The organism is Streptomyces sp. NBC_01261 (assembly GCF_036226385.1).
GTDB lineage: Bacteria > Actinomycetota > Actinomycetes > Streptomycetales > Streptomycetaceae > Streptomyces.
In genome coordinates, this window is record NZ_CP108463.1 from 8,694,760 (window position 1) to 8,714,395 (window position 19,636).

Sequence of the window (19,636 nt, forward strand, 5' to 3'; positions counted from 1 at the left end):
CTGGCTGCCCCTCGATGTCTGCGGCGTCAACCACTCTCGTTCTCCTGAGGAGTGGCGTTCCATGCCAGGCTGCCGAGGTCGAGTTGGTGGCGGGCGCGGGTGACGGCGACGTAGGCGAGACGGGCGTCCGTGCCGCTTACTTCCGGGGCCTGGTCGGCCGCGCTCGTGCCGGAGTTGGGGTCCTTCGGCTGGGAGAAGTCGTTGCCGATCCTGACGGTCGGCCATTCGCGGCCTTTGGCTTTGTGGGCGGTGGAGACGGTGACGTCGGCGTGTGCTTCCTCGGTGAGGTCGGACACGGCAGCGAGGATGGCGTCGGGACCGTGGGTGTCGACGATGTCGACGAAGGGCTGCAGGTCGCAGCCGGCCGGATCGTAGGTGGCGTAGTCCTGCAAGTCGCCCCAGGACGCGAACAGCACCAGCTCGGGGTGATGAGTGCGGCGCCCTTCCTTCAAGTCACGTGCGGCAGAGGCGAGTTGGGCCAGTTGCTGGCCTCCCCGGGTGAGGGCTACGCGGTGTCCTTCGCCGAGCAGACGCATGACCTCTGTCATGGCGCCGATGTTGGTGCGGCACAGCACGGCGTCGGGGTGGTCGACGCTGCTGACCTCTGCGGGAACGCTGGTGGTGCCCGTCAGCCGGATAGGGGCGTCGGCGAGCGCGAGCCACCGGTTGGCCTCGTTGGCGATCTGTGGCCCGAAGCGGAACGAGCGGGTGAGGGTCAGCTGTTCGGCGTCGAAGCCAGTCATCACGTCGGTTGCGCCCCGCCAGCCGTAGATGGCTTGGGCGGAGTCGCCGACCATGACGAGCTGGGCGTGGTCGCGCTGTGCGGTGAACACCTGCTCCAGCACCGGGTTGGTGTCCTGGGCCTCGTCGAGGAGAAGGAAGTCGGCCTCGATCTTCGGCCTGGTCAGCGCCCACATCTTGAGGTAGTGGTCGTGTTCGAAGCGGACGATGCCGTGGTCGGGACGCTGCAGGTCCGCCCATGCCTTGGCGGCGAAGGGGAGCACGAGTTCGGCGAACTGCCGATGGGCGGCGGGGGCGTCGAGGCCGCGTAGGCGCGGCACGTGGTGTTGGGCCAGTGCGCTGTCGGCGGAGTGACAGAAGCGGGTGACGGTGCGCAGCACGTTGTGGGACAGGGTTCTCTGGCTGATCTCGTGGTCGGCGATCCGTACGGCGCGGAGGATGCCGAGGGACTGTCCGGTCTTCCAGGCCGGCTGGCGGGGGCTGTTGAGTCGGTCGGCATAGCGGTGTCCGAGTGCGGCGAAGGCGGTGGCGTGGGCGGTCCGGCACTGCACCGTGGACGGGAAGCGGGCTGCGGCGTCCTGCGCGATGTCCTTGTTGAAGGCCAGGTAGCGTCCCCGGCGTTTGGTGCCGGCGGCGAGCATGCACAGGGTGCTGGTCTTCCCGGTTCCGGCTCCGGCCTGCAGTGCGAGGTGCCGTCCGGCGCGGAAAATGTCCGCCGCGTGGACCTGTTCGTGGGTGGGGGTGGGCAACGTGGGCTCCGTGGGATGGGAACGGCCGGAACGGGGCGCAGCGGGTGGCTGCGTCCGGCCGGGGAGGCGACGGCGGGCTCAGCGTGGCAGACGTACCTGGAGAAGGCGGCCTGCGGCGCAGGCCAGAACTTCTTCCAGGGCGCGGCCCGGGCTCTTGCCGCGCTGCACGGTCATCAGCCGGCTGCGGTCTGCGTTCGCGGCGTACGTCACCCGGTGGCGGGTCTGGTGAAGTTCCCGAACGGCGGCGGGCCGCGTCAGGACGATCTCGACGGCGTACTGGTGTGTCACGACCAGACCCGCCGGGGTGCGTGGCCGCCGGGGCGGCGCCCGTGCGTGGGCAGGCGGGTGCGGATGTGCTCGTGGTGGCGGAGCGGGTCGAAGGGTTCCCAGTCCGCGACGGCAATGTCACCGGCGGTCGACGCTGTGGCATGGTCCCGGCACCGTTGGGTGCGCCAGCGCAACTGTTCCTGGTACGGCAGTGCGGACAGGCTGTAGACGGCCATGACATCCGACGGCAGTGCGAGCTGACCGTGGTGCACGGTCGCGGGTACCAGGGTCCACACCCCGTGCAACCCGCCGGGGCCGAGGACCTCGGCCGTACAGCGGGTTCGGCGCCGGGTCTGGGCGACGCACTGGATCTCATCGACGGGGCGGGAGGCCAGGTAGCGGACGAACAGCAGCTGCACGACGGGCCGGGCCGGACGGCAGACGGCCTCGCCCGGCGGCGGGCCGCCTGCCAGTGTGGCAGGTGGAGCGAGGACTCCGGTGTCCAGCAGACGGCGGGTGCGCAGAGCGAGAGTCCGGCGCAGGCCGGACAGCTTCGGCGCGGCCGTCGGAGCCGGGCGGGCTGGGCACAGCAGGTCGTGTGCCAGCCGGCACCAGCTGCTCCCGTCGCCCGCGGGATGGGCGATGCCGCGGCTGACGTGCCAGCGGCAGGACTCCGGCACCCCGGCCACCGGCAGTTCGTGCGGATGCAGCCGCACCAGCCGGTCGTCGGCCCCCAGGTAGCACTCGACCGGATTGCCGCATTCGCGGCAGGACGTGGTCTGGCCGCATCGCAGCAACCGGCTGGCACTGTCGGGGGCGATACGCAGGGACCGCCGCTGGGGCGCGCTCGTGCGGCTGCCGTCCCAGCGCCGCGCGGAAGGAGAAGGAGAGGAGCACATGCGGGCGAACCTGCCAGTCGACACGCCCCGCCTGCGGTACACGACCCTGATGATCCCCCGGGCAGAGCAGAACGGGGCGACAACAGTGCGAACGCTTGCTCGCGCATTCGATAGGGCGTTGCCGGATCGAGTGAATCGCCGGCGGCGCTGGACGGCCCCGTATCAGCTGTCGGAGCTGTCGTCGGTGCCGGGGAGGCCGTGCTCGTGGCAGAGGGTGGCGAAGAGCTCGTCGAGCGGTGTGTCCAGGGCGTGTGCGAGGGCGTGCCATGTCTTGAGGGTGCCGACGGTGCGGCCCTGCTCGATCTCGATCACAGTGCGCCTGCCCAGGCCGCTGCGGGAGGCGAGCTCGTCGTAGCTCCACCCGCGTTCAGCCCGCAGACGCCCGAGCTCCAGTCGGAGCGCGTCGAGGTCCGGATCGGGCGGCAAGATCGTCACCTGACCATCCGACGGTGCAGACCCCTGCCCTGTCAGTGCAGACCTCTGCCCTATTTCTCCCGATGGCTCCACCGGCGGGAGGGCAGGGGTCTGCACTACGGTGTCGGCCGTCCCGCCGTACCGCACGGTGGGGCTGGCTCCGGACCGGGAAGGGAGGGACACGCGCCCATGAGGCTGCGCACCGTGTGTCCTCAGGCGGCGCGGACCTGGACGGTGGAACTGCGATGCCAGACCGGCGGGCTCGTTCTCGTTTGCCAGCATTGTCCCCAGGACGGCCGGCGGGTCACCGCGCAGTCCGCGCGCTCGGCGGCCCTTGCTCACCTCGCCCGGCATGCCCGCGGTGACCTGAGGGCTCCTCACCTGCGGATCTGTCAGTGTCATGAACGCGGCTGCCGTTGGCACCGCCGTCACCGCGGGTGCGCGGGGCCCATCCGCCTGCTCCTGGCTTGCGAACGCGGCGGCCGTGTCTGGCGCCTCGCCGACGCCTGCGGCGCCTGCGCCGCGGCAACCGCCCAGGCCGCCGTCGTGCCCGACACCGTGCTGGCCGCACCGTTCCACCCGCCTTCCGCGCGGCCGCGCGGTCCCCGGCCCAGCCGGGGGCCGGGGGAGCGTGTCCGCGTGAGCGAGATCCTCAGCTACCTGGCCGCGGCTCTGCCCGCGGACGTGTCCGCTGGGGCGAGGCTCCTCGCCCTGCAGTGCGCCCTGCGCATGAACGCGTACCTGCACGTCGAACTCCGTGCGGGCCTGCTGCGCAGCCTTCGTATCGATCCGGTGCAGGCCTGCCGCGAGTTGGAACAGGCGCGGTGGGCAAGCATGGTGAACGGTCCCGGAGCGGCCGGGGTGGCTGCGGAGCTTCGCGACGCCACGCTGCTCGCCCAGTCACCGGCCCGCCCCGACCGGCGGCGCGCGGCCGACTGGGCGTTGCGCACCGGGTGCCCTGCCCGGATCGGTGGGGCAGAGCCGCAGCTGCGACTGTCGGGCGTCTATCTCGCGGCGCGCAGCGATCCGTCCTCGGGGGAGGGACTGAGTGAGTGCGACCGGATCATCCGTGACTGTGGCCTGCGCGATCAAGGGTTCCACGGTGTGCTCAGCCATCTGACGGCGAACGGCGTTTTGGAAGGGTGGTGGATCTGCCCGGATTCAGGCGACGTGCACTGGACGCTAGCGCCGAGGCGGTGACCGGCAACCCCTTGCCGACCGTGAGATGTGGGAACGGCCGGCGGGGGTGACTTGGCTCGTCAGACGTGCTGTCGGGTAAGCGGTTGCAGGTTCGAACCCTGGAACGGGATGAGCGAGGGAAACGCCTGACCGCGCCGGCGGCGAGGGGACCGATGGCGACGTGACCGACGTCGCGGCCAGACCCGAACTGGTCACGGTCACCCCAGTGTTCCGCCTTCCTCCGCTGGACCGCGCACACGAGTAGAGAAGGGTGCATGCAGGGGCTGTCGGCGGTCTCTCAGAACACAGGTCCTGTGGATACCGGTGTCCTCCGTCGTCAGGGCACCGCGTAGGTGTCGATCCCGTCGTCAGTCGTGGGCAGTCTCGGCCTCGTCGTCCGGCGTCGTGGACAGTCCGGCCGCGTCGGCGAGATCTGGGTCCTCCATGCTCTGGTTTCCAGCAGGTGTGTCCGACTCCTCGTTCGAAGTCCGGTCGCCGTCGGCGAGTGTCGGGAGGACATATGCCTGGGCCAGCCCCGCGAGGTGGAGTGGGAGGGGGAGAGACAGGGCAGCAGCGTAGTCCGGGGCCTGGCGGAGCTGGTGCATGGCGAGGGCCAGCGCCTCGGGGTCGTCGGGCTTTTCCGGTACGGGGGCAGCCAGGTCGTTATCCTCGTGGCAGCCTAGTACCGCGATCTCCACCAGGGTCGGGTTCCAGGCGCTGGTGCCCGCCTGCGAGGTGAGGTTGCCTGCCGCGTTGACCCGGGTGGCGAGGCGGTCGAGTGCGGGGGAGATCGCATGGGTTCCGGGGCGTTCGGTGGTGCTGTAGAAGACCCGCTCGCGCGCTGAAGCCCTGTACTGCTGCTGGGGATCCTGTGCCCAGAAGCCAGCCGGCTGTCCGTGGGGCTTGCCCGGGTCGGCCAGCCCCCACCACTGGGCGCCCTCGCGACCGCCGCATCCGCGCACGCGTACGAGGCGCAGTTCGTCGTCCAGTCGTCCTGCCGGGGCGTGGCCGGTCTTGATCAGATCGCGTTCGGTCTGGCCGTCCTGGAGCCAGGGCCAGTGCAGTCGGCTGTTCTGAGCGTGGGTGATCAGTGCGGTGGGTTGCCCTCGGAGGGAGTGCAGCACGCGTTGGAGGAATGCCGCGGTCTCCCTGCGCTGTTGGGCGAGGTTGCTGCGCCACTGCTTGCCGGTGACCCTAGAGGCATCGGGACGTGCGTCATCGTCTGGAGTCCCGGGTTCCGTGAACGCTTCGGGGTCGAGCTCCGCCTGTTTCACCAGACCGAGGAGGAACTGCGGATAGGGCACCCATTCCCCCGCGGTGTCATCCCAGCCGCGTACGGCCGCGAGGCCTTCCCCGGCCGGGAGCGGGGTGACCAGGACGGCCACAGGCAGGTGCTTGGGCAACCGGGTCGGGCCGTCCTTGCGACGTTTCACCATCCAGACCGCCGCGTATTGCAGCGAGTCCGGAAGATCGTCACCGAGGGTGTGCTGGGGCAGGACGCGGACGCCGAGCTGGCGCAGTCCGTCGAGCCACGAGCTGCACGTGCGGTGGTCGAGGCTCTCCGCATTGTCGATCTGCCGGTCGATGGACGGGGTGACGACGAACTGAGTCAGCAGGCCCGCGTCGGCGCACCCGAGGCGGATGGCGAACTTGGGGTCCGCCGACGCAGGGCGGAACGTGCTGCGGTGTGCGACTTCCACGAGGGCGAGTTCGGGGCGGGAGGGGTCCGCGCCGTCCGCGCGGAGCCAGGCGCGCAGGGCGCGGCGCCGTTCGGCGACGGCCGCCGCGAGCGTCGCGCCTTTGCCCTTGACCGCCGGGTCGGGCACGAGCCGGTCGCCCAGTCCGTCGGCGAGGGGCAGGCAGCGCAGCCGGAGTGTGACCTCCGCCGTCCGCCACTCCAGGACGACCGGTGTTCCAGGCGTGGCCTCGTCGAAGTCCCGGTCCGTGACGTGGGCGGCACTGGCGCCGCCGTCGCCGTCGAGGCCCAGGGACTTGGCGAACTGTGCCACTGCCTCGGTGCGTACCTCGGGCGACTGCCACAGCAGCCGGGCCTCCACCACGGGCGGGCTGGCCTGTTCCGGGCGGTGGGAGGCGATCCGGGCCTGTGCCGCGAGTGCCACGCGCCGTGCCCGGGTCTCGCGCAGCAGCTCGGTCTTCTTGGCCTCGTCGGTCCTGGGCTTGGGCCGCCGGTTCTCCGGAGCGCCGATGCCCTTGCCGCGTCCGCGCGTGATGTCGGGTACCCGGGCCAGTGTTTCAGGGAGGGCCTGCTCGGCCCATTCGGTGAGCTGGGCCCGCTGGTTGGGCATGAAGCCGGTGCCGATCTCGTGCTTGCCCATTCTGGTGCTGTGGACCACGGCGGCGCGGACGCCGCGGCCCTCGCCGATCCAGGAGACCGGTTCGGTGAGGAGCTGTTCGGGGTCGGGGAAGTTGCCGGCGAGGCTGAGTCCGCGCAGGATGCCGGCGGTGTCGTTCTCCGACCAGACGAAGGTGTCAGCGGCCCGGTCGCGGCGCAGGCGTGCCAGTGCGTAGCGTGCGGTGGCCGGTGCGCCGGGCAGCCAGGGGATGGTGGGCCGCAGGTAGACGGTAGTGGCCTCCCGGTAGGGCAGGTTGAGGCGTTTGGTGGTGGTCCGAGGGTGGGTCGCCCAGCGGCGTACACCCCAGTGCAGGTGGAGGCGCGGCCTAGGGTCGAACGGCGTGGTGTGCAGGGAGATGTTCAGAAGGACGGAGAACCACCACTCCTTGCGTTTGACGGTCCGGCACAGGGGCTGCGACATGAGTTCCGCGCCCTGGTCGCGAGGTCCGCGGGGCAGCGCCCGGAACCGCAGCTCCCCGCCCTCGAACGGGAAGGGGTCGAGGGTCAGGATGCGGCGTGCCAGGGCGTCGGTGGCGAGTTGGAACTGGCGCGGTTCCGGGGCGGCAGTGCCGCCCCGGGTGGTCGGGGTGGTGAGGAGTTCGACGCCGCTGACCGGCTGCCACTCGGGCAGGTTCTGCTTCAGCTCGGTGCTGCTCGCGAGCAACAGCGAGCGGAACCGGGGATCCTGTGCGGAGTCCTTGGGACCGAGGGTACGCAGCCAGGCGTCGAGGAGTTGCTGCATGGAACGGCCCGGGAGGGGGTCGGGCGCCGAGGCCGGTACATACATCCAGAAGTCCTCGGCGGCCTGCGGCCCCGGTTCCACGGGGATCCGCGGCCGGGGGCGGACGATCACGTCGGGGGCGAGGGTCTGGAGCACGCCGTCGAGTCGGCGGGTGGGCAGCGTCGGCTGCCGCTTCTCCTCGTCCCGCCCGTGGTTGTGCAGTTCGAGGAGTCCGGCATGCCAGTGTTCGGGGAAGGGAAGTGCGTGGAAGTCCTCGGTCCAGGGGGTGCCCTCCTCGGCCAGGTGGTACGCGGATCGGCGGATGCTCTTGTACATGTCGGTTCTCCCTGGGATGTCCATACGTAGGCGGTGCGATTGCTCGCCAACAGTGCTGCTCAGGGCGGTGGTTGACGTATTTCAGTCGACCGGTCGCGGGCCGGGTGACATCCCCATGGCGCACAGTGCTTCGTACAGCGGGCGGTAGAGCAGCTTGACGAGTGCGGCGTCGGCGGGATCGGTGCGCGCGCCGTACTCGACGGTGCCGGTGTCCGTGTCGGTGTGCGTGAAGTACGGCGCCAGAACGTCCCGTAGCCTGACCAGCAGCCCGGGGTCGCCTGCGCGGCGTGGACGCCGGTTCTGGCCGGTGAAGGGCGCCTGTGCCGCGGCGAGTCGCGGTGCGAAGGCCGCGTCGACGAACACGACGCGGGCGGGTACGCCACCGCGGACGAGGCGCCCGATGACCTGCCAGATGGTGACGAGCTGGTCCCAGACGAACGACTTCTTCTCGTCATCGGAGAGCGAGGAGTAGATGTAGGGCCGTGACAGTACGTGCCGCCACACGCCGCGTGCGGTGGTCCTGAAAGCGCTGCCTGCCGCGTTGAGGTCCCCCGCCTGGGTGACCATGTCGCAGAACGTCCCTTCGTCCGGCAGCTTCAGTTGACCGCGTACGAACCGCGTCGCCCAGTCGTTGATGGCGAAGACCGCCAGGGAGAGGTCGTCGGGGCGGGGGTGCGGGCGGACAAGGAAGAACACCGTCCCGAACGCCGCCACCTTCTCCTCGCCGGGCCGTTGGGGGGCGGTGAGGATGTTGTGGCCTCGCTCCACGGCGAGGAGGGGCGCCACGAGCAGTTCGGCGTCCGGGTCGTCGGCGAAGGACGCGAGGTCCCCACGCCGGACCGCTCCCGCACCCGATCCCGTGCCCGGCGCCTGGCTCCGTGCCGGCGCCGTCCCGTCGACGGCGGCCTCCAGTTCGGCGTCGTCGGCGGCCAGGACGCGTACCCGGCCACGCCAGCGCGGGATCTCGTTCAGGGCGGTGGCGGCCACCTTGGCTTCCGCGTAGCTGCCCACCAGAAGCAGGGCACGCTTGCGGCGCTGGTCGGGGATCTGGGCGAGTTCGCTCTGGAGAGGGGAGGAGTTGCCGTCGCTCCGGGACCGGGCGAGCCGGTCGATCATCAGGCGCAGGACGTCCTCGCGCTGGTCGGGGTCCTGGCCGGAGAGCCGGATCGGCTGTCCTGCGGCGTCGTAGAGGAACTCGGTGCGGAACACAGTCTTCCGGATAGCATCGAGAGCCTTGTGCTGCGGTTTCAGTACGGCGCGGACGGGGGCGAGGACGTGGGCCCGGGTAGAGGTGCCGGCCCAACTGGTGCCCGACATCAGCAGCACGTGTGGGCCTGCCTTGCCGAGGCCTGGGTCGGCGCCGAGCTGGTGAAGACCCAGGAGCAGTTCCCGGCCCACGCCCGCGCAACGGAAGAAGCGCAGGGTGCCGGTGCGGTGCCCGTCCTTGTTGCGGGCGGCGGCCCGTTCGTCCACCAGGTACTGGAAGCCCAGGACGTTGCCCATGGGCGCTTCGGGCAGCAGTGGCGCGTAGTCGAGGGGCGGGCGGCGGGTCAGCTCGTGGGCCGCGGAGTCCAGCCGTAGCGCTGCCTCCACTTGAGGCCACAGGAACGTCACCCGGTCCAGGCGTTGGTGCAGGGCGGCGAGGACGAGTGTGAACTCCAGCCGCCGTGCGTTGAGTTCACGCCACTCCTCGGTGAGTGGTACGTCCTCGGGGGCAGACTCCTTGCCTCGCTCGGCGGCGGGCATGGGGCGCTGTTCCGGGCCCGGCGCTCCGACAAGGAGGGAGTCGAGGAGGGTGCGGACACGGCGCCGTGTCTGTTTCTCGTCGAGGGTGTGCAGCACGTCGTGGGCGAGGGCGGTGAGCTCGTCGGCGGGGGTTCCATAGGGGCCGCGTCCGCCGAGCGGATCGTCGCGGAACGTGTCGAAGAACCCGGTAATATCCGTGCGTCGCTGCGCCCAGGGAGCGTCGGGGACAGGGGAGTCGCCATCGGCCCCAAGCCCGTCTTCGTCCTCGTAGAGTGCGCTCTCGTCTTCGACGTCCCCTTCGCTCGTGCTGTCCGGTCGCCCGGCGGCCTGGCCTCGCGTCAGCGGGTACCAGGCGTGCAGCAGCTTCTCCTGGAGGGTCCACGCACTGAAGTAGTCGATCTGCGCCCAGTCCCGCAGCGCTCCGTCGTCGATGAGCATGGCGTACAGCCGGTCCGCGGCAGAACCAACGACGTCCAGGGCGGCGGACCACCGTTCCACGTCCTGGTCGGAGAGCTGGAGCCGTCCCTGCCGGGCGAGTTCGGCGATCTCGTGGGTCTGCAGCTGGTCGAGCCAGGAGTCGGAGACACCGGTGGTGACGAGCGTGGCCGACGGGGCGAACATCTGGTCGAGCTGCATCTGTACGCGGTCGGCCTCGTCGACGACGACGATGTCGCTGCGCAGGCAGGCCAGCTCCAGATAGCGCAGGCGCTCGGCGTTGAGCTGACGCGGAACCGCCGTCTGGACGAGACTGGCCGGGTTGGCCACCCAGATCAGCGCGTCCACGAGGTCACGCGCGGCGGAGTGTCGGGGGCAGACACTCCACAGCGGGCAGGCGTGCGGGGTGCCCAGGTCCTCCTCGTCGGTATCGTTGTCGTCCGTGGCGCCCTGCCTGTCGACGGCGCCTCGGGCTCGTTCGAGCTCGCGTACCGCGCGCTCGGCCGCGGGCTCCTCGGCGGTCTCCTGGCGCCGAGCGGGGTGAAGGGCACCGCACGGTGCGTCGGTGTAGCGCAGGGGCTCGGACGTGTCGAGTGCGCGCAGGGCGTCCAGCGGGCAGGCAGTGCTGAGGTGGGCGAAGACGGGTCCGGTGTGAGCCAGTAGGGAGTGTTCTCCCCGTGCGGCGAGTCTGCGGTGCAGCCGCTGGGTGTGCTGGAGCCGCGTCGTGCCCCCCTGCACCAGGGCGGCGCTCAGGCCGAGCGTGCGGAACAGCTCGGTCAGCGTCAGCTGTTCGGCCACGTCGCCGACGACGAGAGTGATGCGCAGGCCGTTGTGGTACGCCCAGACGGCGAGCAGGGTCATCAAGGTCGACTTACCGGCGCCGACCATGCCGACGAGGTGGGTGAGCCGGTCGAGCGGCAGCGCGGACGCCGCTTCGAAGTCTGTCCCGTCCGGGGTACGGGTGTCGAGGTCGAGTTGGGCGAGACGCTGCTCCCAGTCCCCCGCCTTGAGCCCGCGCCGCTGCTCCTCCGCGTCCATCCACCGTGCGACGTCGGCGAGTTCGTCGAGTGGCACGTCGAGGGGGCCTGCGGTGGCCGGGCGTTCGGCGGTGAGGGGGTGGCCGGGGAAGGGGTCCCGCACGAGATCGGCGGGGACCGTGACGGAAGTGCGCCGGTGGTGGCGGTCCATGAAGCGGTGTTCGCCCGCCTCCGCCGGGGGAAGCACCTTCGTGGCGAAGCCGGGGAGGTTCGCGAGCGCGTCGTCGTAGGTGGTGAAGCGGTCGGCCGCCACCTTGAGGGGGGCTCGGTGGGCGGGCTCCCCGGCCGCCGGGACGCGGTACGCGCGCAGTCGTTCGGGCAGTTCCAGGTAGGCGTCCAGGCTCTGCTGCCACATCCGGCCGCGGCGCATCGGCCAGAGCAGGTGCCGGGCCGCGGCCAGCGCGACCTGTTCGGTGGTGCCAGTGGGGAGCTTCGAGGCCCGCGCGAAGGCGAGGCCGTAGCCGCCGAGGAGCGTCCACGCCCCGTCGGCAGCGTGACCGGGCGCCACGGTCTCCATCAGCCGCAGGGCGAGCTCGACCTGGCAGAGCAGAGCGGGCCGGGTCCCGGCGTGTTCTTCGGGCCAAGGCCTCAGTGCGGCGACGACCGGCTGGTACCAGCTGCTGCGGTCACGCATGGTCTGGTCCCTTCTTCGCGGTGCGGTCGGTCGCCGCGGTCTGGTTTCCGGACCGGGACGACGCTGTGCGTGCCCCGCCGTGCTCCCTGGCCCGGGGCACGGTGTGCAGAGGCGCGATGGACGCGTCCGGCCCGCGTTCGCCGGACAGCCGTAGCCGCGCGGTCCGTTTCAGCTGGTCGTCCGTCAGCAGCCGCAGACCGCCCGCCCCCGCGCCCCGCTCCTTGGCGTACATGGCCAGGAAGTCACGGCGGGCGCGCACCCGGAATGCGGGCACCACCCAACAGGCTTCGTCGTACGGGGGCTCGGGGCGGACGGCAGTGGCGGCGCGTCCGAGGAAGGCGGGGTGTGCCCAGTCCTTGACGTCGACGGCCCACACGTGACCGTCGGGGAAAGAGATGCGAAGGTCGTACGCGTCGAAGCCCGGCCACATCTCGACGGTGAGGCCCAGGGCGCGTAGCTCGCCCTCCAGAAAGACCTCGGCGCGTCCGGGCCCGGTGACGAACTGCCGCAGGGGTTTCCGCAGTTGACGCAGCTCGCCCACCTCGGACGCGACGAGTTCCCGGCCGTGCGGTGGGGGACCTTGGTGCCGGCACTGGTCGCGCTCGCACCACCACTCGGTGTCGGACACCGGATGGAGCAGGGTCAGGCAGCGATGACAGCACAGGTACGCGCCGTCCCGGCGGAACCCGAGCGGGACGGGGGCATAGATCTCCTCGACGAGGAAGCGCACGGGGTCGAGGAAGAGGTCGGTGCTCACCTCAGCCCAGTCCGCCTCGGTGAGGACGGGCTGATTCACCAGGAGGCGACGGAAGGCCGTGTACGACTCGGGTGACGACACGGCCCGACAGGCGCGCAGGGCCTCGTGGATCACCAGGCGGTCGTACTGCCGTCCGGTGCTGTCGCCATACCCCTGCACGGCGAGCTCGTGGCAGAGCTGCGCGGGTTCTCCGGAATCCTCGTCGATCAGCCGGTCCGCGGTGTCGAACAGGTCGGTGGGCAGTCGGTCTAGGGGCCAGCTGCCCAAGGGGCGGGCGCGGGCCCAGCGCAGCATCTCGGGCACCCCGGACGGGGGCTTGGCGCCGTTGCGCAGGCACTGGAGTACCAGGGCATCCAGGGCCCGCTGCGCGCCGGCCGGGTAGGGCAGAGTGAAGGAGTCGAGGCGGTCGACGGCCGCCAGGTGCACTACGGCGGTGGCCACGTCCCGCAGGAGGACGACATCGGGGTTGGACAGCCAGTCCGGTACGAGCTGTTGGTCAGGCATGGGGCGTGGCGTCTCCTCGCGGCGAGGTCTGCGTGTCGGGGCTCGGCGGGCGCGGATGGTCGGTGACGTAGGCGGTGCCGGGCCGACACCAGGTCCGGGCCTGACAGCCGTGGCAGTGGCGTCCGGTCCTCGGTTCGTAGGTGGTGTCGTCCAGGAGCGGCTGGGCGAGTTCGGCGATGACGGCCCGGGCTTCGTCGACGTTCTCGGCGCGACCGGGGTCGATGGGTTCGAGCCGACTCTCACCGTGGCCTTCACGTAGGTGCTCCAGTTCGACCCAGGAGCGGCGCGGGTCGTCGCCGAGCGCGCCCGCGTGGAACAGCAGTACACCCAGGGCAAGTTGGGGATAGGTGTGGAGCAGGGAATCGCGTTCCCACAGCGGGCGGGCCGACGTCTTGGTCTCGCGCCAGATCCACCGGCCGCGGTGGGTGTACACCAGGTCGGGTACGGCGAGGACGACGATGTCGAGTTCGGGCACGTAGGCCGTGACCCGATGCTGCACGAGCACCTGCTCGTCGGCGTCAAGTCCGTTGAGGGGGCACAGGAGCCGGTGTTCCGCGAGCATCCCGGCAGCCTCGCGTGCGGAGGTGTCGTCGAGTCCGGCCCTGGCCCGCACCGCCGTCGGCTCGGGGATCTCGCGGTCCCGGCAGCCGCGCACCGGGCGTTCGGCGTGCTCTGCGTCGAGCCAGGCGTCGACGGCTCGGCCGCGCCGTGCCCCCCGGTCCTCGGCTGAGAGGTCGTTGAGGTGCAGCCGCCGCACCAGGTGGTACTGGGCGGGGCACTCGGCGTGCAGCCGCAGGTCCCAGACGGAGACGGAGCGGCGTTGGCGTGCGAGAGCCGGAGGGCGCCCGCCCCACAGCCGCGGGGTGCGTTTCAGATCCGTGCAGCCGGCGATGGCCTTGCAGTCGACACAGCTCTCCCCGGGCTGCACGCCGAGTTCGGTGGCAGCCGTGACGAAGGCAGGCACAGCGTCGTCCCTGAAACGCTGCCTCGCCTCGGCGGGGTCTTCGGAGAGCAGCTCCTCCACGGACCCGTCGGCGCACCCGACGTCGAAGACGCGGACCAATCGGGGCAGGCTGGTGCTCTCGGTCGCGGTGGGCGGAGGCTGGGCGCGTTGCTTGCGGCGAGGTGTGGGCGCGCCGAAGGCCATCACCTGCGCCACGGCCCCGAGCTCCGCGTCGGGGCGGCCGGTCTTGGCCCGGCCCATGGAAGGCAGCCACAGGTCGCGCACCTTTCCGTCGGAGGAGGCGTACATGCGGCCCCAGAGGGTGTGCTCGTACTGCCGGGCGCCACGGGCGTCGGGAGCGTCCGTGCGGGGAGTGCGCCACGTCCATGGCTGCTTCACCGGCTTGGTCTCAGGCAGCCCGGCCTCGACGGCGGCTGCCTGTTCGCGGGTACGGGCGGCCACGTAGCGCTCCAGGGCGTGGGCGGTCCAGGCCAGGTGGGCGGGGTGGACCGGGCCGCCCCATCCCCGGAAGGGACCGCGGGTGCCCCGGAGTTCCTCGCGTACCCGCTCCACCGACCATCCGTCGTGTTCCAGCAGGTCGAGGGCGGTGAACAGCGGGCCGAATGCGAACTCCTCGCGGGGTGGCCGCCGGAACGGCACGGCCGGGTCGGCGACGAGCAGGGGCCGCATCGTGGTGCGTCGGTGGGTGGGACAGGCCGCGTCGTCGGGCCGGGCCATCCGGGGGCTCGCCCTGATCAACCAGTCGTGGCCAGCGACGCCGGGTGGGTTCTGCATGGTGACCCCCGTGGCAGGCGGTATGGGCAGGAGGGTGCCCAGAGCAACGGGAGTCCGAGGACATCCGGGCACCACTAGAGCATGGCATAAATCTGTGAACTGAGTCCATGGACGGCTCATGTTTAGAATCTTTCACGCTACGCTGGTGGGTCTGATGCGCAGTGGTGCGAAGGGGCACAGTGGTGGACGCGGATACGTACAAGCCCGGCGTGGGTGATCTGGTCGACGGGCGCTACGAGTTGAAGGACTCTCTGGGCAAGGGCGGGATGGCCCAGGTCTGGCGGGCCCGAGAGGTGTCCGGGGGGCGGGAGGTGGCGGTGAAGTTCCTGCGCCACGACTCCGAGGCCCTGTACTGCCTCGACCCGTACGAGCGTGAGGCCGAACTCGCCGTCAGGAACGCCCGGTTCCGGCGCGAGGCCAACCTCCTGGGCACGCTCGATCATCCGGGAATCACCGAACTGTATGGGAGCGGATCGCACCGGGGTGTCCCCTACATCGCCATGCGCCTGGTGACCGGAGTGAGTCTGCGGACGTTCCTCGACGAGCACAACCCCCTGCCTCTGGCCACGGCGGTTGCCGTCGCCATCCAGGTGGCAGGGGCGTTGGCCTGCGCACACACGCTCCCGGTCGTACACCGGGACCTCAAGCCCGCAAACATCATGATCGATGAAGAGGGGTGGGTCGTCCTCATCGACTTCGGCATCGCCAAGCCGCTGCACGCCGACGCCACCCGTTACACGGCGCACGGTTCGACGCTTGGCACCCGCGGCTATCTGGCGCCGGAGCAGCTCCTGGAGCGCGAGCCCACCACGCGCACGGATGTCTACTGCTTCGGCTGCATCTTCTACGAACTCCTCACCGGACGGCCCCCGTTCCCGCTCGGCCCGGAGTCCGGCCTGACCGACAAGCACCTCAACGAGGTGCCGCTGCCACCGAGCGCGTACGCCGCGGGCATCCCGGAGCCGATCGACGATCTCGTACTGCGGATGCTCGCCAAGAAGCCCGAGCAGCGCCCGGCCGTTGACGAGGTCCTGGAGGTCCTCGACCCGTTCGCCCCGGGGGTCGGCGATCCCGAGCCCCGGCCCCGCACCCACCCCGACCCCACCGCCCCCATGCGTCGGCCGCCGGATCGGGCTGTTCGTCCGCGCCCGGTTGCTCTCACGCTGCCTGTCGCGTCCGCACCGGCCGATGAGTGGCTGGACGCCCGCGTGGTGGAACAGCTCTGCGCGCAGGCCGAGTCGGAGATCGCGTCCGGTGAGCCGGGCGACGCGATCGACCGGCTGCACGGTCTGACAGAACGGGTCCGCAAGGAGTGGGGTGAGCGGCGCCCTCTGGTGCGTCGCGTTTGGCAGGGGGCTGCGGACGGATTCCGTCTCTCCGGCAACTTCGGCGCTGCGGCCCGCCTCTACCAGGCTGTCGACAACGATCTCATTCACGGGGACGGCCCAGGCGAGCGGGCCGATCGCGCGCTGATCCGGCTGCGCCTGGCTGAGTGCCGGCTCACGTTCGGGGAACTGGAGGCGGCCATCGCGGCGGTTGACACGGCGGGCCGCACCGCCGCCGGACTGCCACCGGAACTCGCGGCTCGTGTCGAGGCTGTACGCCACGCGGTCGACGCCCAGCTCACGGCCCGCCTGGCCGAGCCCAGGCGCAGGGAGGCGTGACGCGCCGACTGGTGTGGGTGAGCCGGTGTGCTACGCCTGGTGGGCCAGGCGTCCGGCAGCCAGTTCGTCGCCCAGGTCGCGGACAAGGCTGGTGCCGAGGTCGGCTGCGCGGCGCAACAGCCTTTCGAAGGCGGTGAGTTCGCGGAACGCCTCTCCGTAGCGCCGCTGTTCTCCGAGGGGAACCTGGCGGATCTGAAGCCGGCGGACGTCGATGCGGGAGGAGTTCGTGGTGTGGGTGCCGGCCTGCCGGGCATTGGCGGGAGCCCGCAGTGAACCGGCGAGGAACCAGGCGTCGAGCTGTTCGGGCTGTACCCGCACGGCATGCAGTTGTGGGCCGAGGGCGGTCGGCGGCCCTTCGTGGACCCAGGCGGAGAAGGCACGGGCGACGCCCACCACCACGATGTCCCCGGGTTCGGCGATCACGGCCTCGCCGACCGCCGCGGTGCCGGGAGCGAGCCAGCTGCGGGGTTCGGCGTCCACCAGAAGATCGGGGACGGTGAGGAGGGGGATGCCGTCGTCGGACGGCGGGCCGGCGTGGATTGATTCCTCTGGCGGCTGCTGACCGCCGCGCAGGGTGAGCGCCCCGGCCCGGGCGAGCTCGGCGACTGTGGTTGCCGTCGGTGTGTCCGCCGCGGCCGTGGCGAGGTCGAGCGCCGCGAGCAGCCTGGCCGACTTGTTCACGTTCGCGGTGAGCCCGGTGAACTCCCGCCAGGATTCGGCCAGTCGGGGTGCCGTGTCCGCCGGGGACGGGGCAATGTGGCGTCCAGGGGTTAGGTCGACCTCGTCGTTGAGGAGTTCGATGACGGGCACCTGTCGTACGTAGGCAGATGCTTGTGGGGAGTCCGCCTCTTCGACGGCCTCGCGCACGAAAGCGCTGATCGCCGCCCAGTCGGGGGTCCACTTCTCCTCCGGGTCCCGGGGGAAGCGCGAGGCCGCGTCGGCGACCAGCAGCCGATCGCCCACCGGTGTGCCTTCCCCGTGGGCGGGCATCCGCAGCACCCACAGGTGCAGGGAGACGCTGTGCGGTGCGGCGCAGCCCGGCGGCAACGCGACGACGGCCCGCAGTTGCCCGGTGCGCAGCAGCGAGCCGCGGATGCGGCGTCCAGCCTTCCTGGCCGCGACGGCGGGCGGCAGCAGCAGTACTGCGGCGCCGCCGGGCCGCAGCTGGGCCAGGCAGTGCTGGACCCAGGCGAGTTCGGGCTCGGTGCGCGGGGGAAGGCCGTGGCTCCAGCGGGCGTCGGTGGCCAACTCCTCGTATCCCCAGTCCCGTTCGTTGAAGGGCGGGTTGCACAGGATGATGTCGGCGGGGGTGCCGGAGAACGGGTCGTCGCGTAGGGAGTCCGCAGCCCGTACGGAGACCTGCGCCCACTCCTTCTCCCTATGGCCGTCGTTCTCGGCGAGGGCCATGCGGGAGTCCGCCAGCGAGGCGAGGACGGCGTCCCGGTCACTGCCGAGCAGCGTGAGTGCCCCGGCGCCGGATGCCCTCGCGGCGTCGGCCGCGGCCAGGAGGAGATGCCCGGGGCCGCAAGCAGGGTCCATGACCGTGGTGCCGCCGGAGCCGCCCGGGCTGTCGTCTGCCAGGCCGTTGGCCGCCCTGAGGGCGAGTTGCGCCATGAGGGATGCCAGCGGTTCGGGAGTCGTGGCGATTTGGCGCACATGCACGTCGAGCCAGCGGCGCAGCAGAAACGCGAACGTTTCCGTGCCTCCCTCACGCTGGCCGAGATCCACGGCCCGTTCGATCAACTCCCGTGTGTCGGCACGGATCTCTTCGCCTTCGGCGCTCACCCGCCCCGAGAGGAGCTGTCCTACCTCGGCGATCGCGGCCCCGGTCTCGTCCCGCCCGCCGAGCGCCTCGAAACCGGGCCAGAGCCATTCCCTCTCGGCGGACTTCTTCAACTTCTTGTTGTCGCGCAGCCAGTCCTCGATGTCGGTCAAGGAGAACTGCGGGTTGGTGTCGGTGCCGGCGATCCGCTCGGGGAAGGACGGATGCCGCCGCCGCCAGTTGCTCACTGCGGCTCGTCCCACACCCGCAAGGCGGGCAATTTCGGCCAAGGTCACCGGTACGGCGCGCGACGTGGACATCTACACTCCCAGGGCATTTCTGGTGGAGGGAGGACTTTTCCCTCGGTCATGGGTGTGTGATCAAGCCACCCTTCCTCCGAACTGCATCGGTCAGCGTACATGACCATTGACTTTGTTCACAGATGTGTAGTGGCGGGTTTGGGGGCGTGTGTCGCGTTCCGGTCGGCGAGGCGCGCGGGTCAGTGTGACGGCCGGTCGTGCTGCCCGGGCGTCGCCCCCGTCCGCCCCGGTCGGCCGTTCCGTCCCGATGCCGCCCATGCCCGCACCGGCCGCGCTTCGGGTCCCATCGGGTGGGTGAAGGGCCGCAGCGGGTCAACCTCGGCCCACGGGGCGAGTGCCTGTTCGGGGGCGCGGCGCTCGGGCAGCCACGCGGCGAGGCGTCGCCACACCTCGCCGGCGTGGGCGGGGCGCTCGTCGGGGTCCTTGGCCAGCAACTGGAGCACCAGGTCCTCCAGTTCGGAGGGGATGCCCGCGCGGAGCCTTCCGGGCGGTACGGGGGGCTGCTCAAGGATCATGCCGGGCAGCATCAGTTCGGACTCGTGCGTGAAGACCGGCTCGCCCGTCAGCATCGCGTACAGCAGACAGCCCAGCGCGTACAGATCGGTGCGGGGGTCGACCGGCTTGCCCCGCACCTGTTCCGGCGCCATGCACTCCAGACTGCCGGGGCGCTCGCCGGTCGTGGTGAGGCCGGTGGTGTCCGGGTCGAGGAAGGCGGCGACGCCGAAGTCCAGGACCTTGACCACGCCGTCCGTGCGGATCACGACGTTGCTGCCCTTGAGGTCGCGGTGCACGACGTCGCGGGCGTGCACCGAGCCCAGGACGGAGGCGATCTGGACGCCGATCGACGCGGTCTCCTCGATGGAGAGCGGGCCCTCCTCGGCGATCCGGTCGTCGAGCGGGGGCCCGATCACGTACTGCATGACGAGAAAGCGGGTGCCGTTCTCCTCGCCGAGGTCGTAGACGGTGGCGAGGCCCGCGTGGTCGAGTCGCGCGACGGCTTGCGCCTCCCGGCGGAACCTTTCAGCGTCGCGGGCACGCTGCTCCTCGGTGAGTCCCGGATCGACGTTCATGGTCTTCAACGCCACGTCGCGGCCCAGGTTCTCGTCGTGGGCGAGCCAGACGACTCCCATGCCGCCCCGGCCGATGAGGCGCTTGATCCGGTAGCGACCTGCGATCAGTGTTCCGGTGTCCATTCGCGCTGCGGCCCGTCCCCTCCGTGCCCTGCCGCGCCCTGCCCGGGCTGGTGTCAGGGAGAGTGTGACACGGCGGTGCTTCGAATGCCGCCCGCGCGACGCTTTATTCGTTGACTGAGTTCACATACTCTTGCTCTAATGGGGTGAAGGCGGGGCGGTTCGTCCCGTGCGTCTCACCCACTACGGT

12 protein-coding genes are annotated in these 19,636 nt (G+C 71.0%); 2 read left to right on the forward strand and 10 right to left on the reverse strand.

Annotated elements, in window-relative coordinates; all coding sequences use genetic code 11:
- Positions 1-26 precede the first annotated feature (26 nt).
- The 4 genes from OG226_RS38830 to OG226_RS38845 all read right to left on the reverse strand — a co-directional run bounded on the left by OG226_RS38830 (position 27) and on the right by OG226_RS38845 (position 3,091).
- On the reverse strand, positions 27-1,490 hold the full coding sequence (locus tag OG226_RS38830; protein ID WP_020132334.1) for a UvrD-helicase domain-containing protein: 1,464 nt from the start codon (positions 1,488-1,490) through the stop codon (positions 27-29).
- Between the two features lie 78 nt (positions 1,491-1,568).
- On the reverse strand, positions 1,569-1,778 hold the full coding sequence (locus OG226_RS38835) for a hypothetical protein (RefSeq protein ID WP_329351518.1): 210 nt from the start codon (positions 1,776-1,778) through the stop codon (positions 1,569-1,571).
- The gene (locus OG226_RS38840) at positions 1,775-2,656 is read right to left on the reverse strand and encodes a DUF6083 domain-containing protein (RefSeq protein WP_329351520.1); all 882 of its coding nucleotides are present in this window, start codon (positions 2,654-2,656) and stop codon (positions 1,775-1,777) included. The genes OG226_RS38835 and OG226_RS38840 overlap by 4 nt, the downstream gene beginning before the upstream one ends.
- Before the next feature lie 162 nt (positions 2,657-2,818).
- Positions 2,819-3,091 (reverse strand): helix-turn-helix transcriptional regulator, encoded by a 273-nt coding sequence (locus OG226_RS38845; protein WP_008404669.1) that lies wholly within the window; start codon positions 3,089-3,091, stop codon positions 2,819-2,821.
- Positions 3,092-3,709: 618 nt separating this feature from the next.
- On the opposite strand from OG226_RS38845, the gene OG226_RS38850 reads away from it, so the two are divergent.
- Positions 3,710-4,270: a hypothetical protein gene (locus OG226_RS38850; RefSeq protein ID WP_008404671.1), complete on the forward strand. Its 561-nt coding sequence runs from the start codon at positions 3,710-3,712 to the stop codon at positions 4,268-4,270.
- A 347-nt stretch (positions 4,271-4,617) separates the two neighbouring features.
- Here OG226_RS38850 and OG226_RS38855 read toward each other — a convergent pair whose 3' ends face one another.
- The 4 genes from OG226_RS38855 to OG226_RS38870 form a co-directional block, all read right to left on the reverse strand.
- The gene (locus tag OG226_RS38855) at positions 4,618-7,659 is read right to left on the reverse strand and encodes a pPIWI_RE module domain-containing protein (protein ID WP_329351522.1); all 3,042 of its coding nucleotides are present in this window, start codon (positions 7,657-7,659) and stop codon (positions 4,618-4,620) included.
- Between the two features lie 81 nt (positions 7,660-7,740).
- Positions 7,741-11,511, reverse strand: coding sequence for a hypothetical protein (locus OG226_RS38860; protein ID WP_329351523.1), 3,771 nt, complete (start codon positions 11,509-11,511; stop codon positions 7,741-7,743).
- A complete protein-coding gene (locus tag OG226_RS38865; protein ID WP_329351525.1) occupies positions 11,504-12,772 on the reverse strand; it encodes a restriction endonuclease-related protein in 1,269 nt (422 codons plus the stop codon). The genes OG226_RS38860 and OG226_RS38865 overlap by 8 nt, the downstream gene beginning before the upstream one ends.
- Entirely contained in the window at positions 12,765-14,510 is a 1,746-nt protein-coding gene (locus OG226_RS38870; RefSeq protein WP_329351527.1) for a PD-(D/E)XK nuclease family protein, read from the reverse strand. The genes OG226_RS38865 and OG226_RS38870 overlap by 8 nt, the downstream gene beginning before the upstream one ends.
- 182 nt (positions 14,511-14,692) lie before the next feature.
- Here OG226_RS38870 and OG226_RS38875 point away from each other — a divergent pair, with 182 nt between their 5' ends.
- Positions 14,693-16,174: a serine/threonine-protein kinase gene (locus tag OG226_RS38875; protein ID WP_329351529.1), complete on the forward strand. Its 1,482-nt coding sequence runs from the start codon at positions 14,693-14,695 to the stop codon at positions 16,172-16,174.
- Positions 16,175-16,204: 30 nt separating this feature from the next.
- On the opposite strand, the gene OG226_RS38880 is transcribed toward OG226_RS38875, so the two are convergent.
- Both OG226_RS38880 and OG226_RS38885 read right to left on the reverse strand, forming a co-directional pair.
- Positions 16,205-18,256, reverse strand: coding sequence for an N-6 DNA methylase (locus OG226_RS38880; protein WP_329351531.1), 2,052 nt, complete (start codon positions 18,254-18,256; stop codon positions 16,205-16,207).
- Positions 18,257-18,435: 179 nt separating this feature from the next.
- Positions 18,436-19,449, reverse strand: coding sequence for a serine/threonine-protein kinase (locus tag OG226_RS38885; RefSeq protein WP_329351533.1), 1,014 nt, complete (start codon positions 19,447-19,449; stop codon positions 18,436-18,438).
- Between the last annotated feature and the right edge of the window lie 187 nt (positions 19,450-19,636).

What these genes read in the sequence shown, in the direction of transcription:
- OG226_RS38840 (WP_329351520.1), bottom strand. Translation starts at nt 2,656, where the DNA reads ATGTGCTCCTCTCCTTCTCCTTCCGCGCGGCGCTGGGACGGCAGCCGC.
- OG226_RS38855 (WP_329351522.1), bottom strand. Translation starts at nt 7,659, where the DNA reads ATGTACAAGAGCATCCGCCGATCCGCGTACCACCTGGCCGAGGAGGGC.
- OG226_RS38860 (WP_329351523.1), bottom strand. Translation starts at nt 11,511, where the DNA reads ATGCGTGACCGCAGCAGCTGGTACCAGCCGGTCGTCGCCGCACTGAGG.
- OG226_RS38865 (WP_329351525.1), bottom strand. Translation starts at nt 12,772, where the DNA reads ATGCCTGACCAACAGCTCGTACCGGACTGGCTGTCCAACCCCGATGTC.
- OG226_RS38870 (WP_329351527.1), bottom strand. Translation starts at nt 14,510, where the DNA reads ATGCAGAACCCACCCGGCGTCGCTGGCCACGACTGGTTGATCAGGGCG.
- OG226_RS38880 (WP_329351531.1), bottom strand. Translation starts at nt 18,256, where the DNA reads ATGTCCACGTCGCGCGCCGTACCGGTGACCTTGGCCGAAATTGCCCGC.
- OG226_RS38885 (WP_329351533.1), bottom strand. Translation starts at nt 19,449, where the DNA reads ATGGACACCGGAACACTGATCGCAGGTCGCTACCGGATCAAGCGCCTC.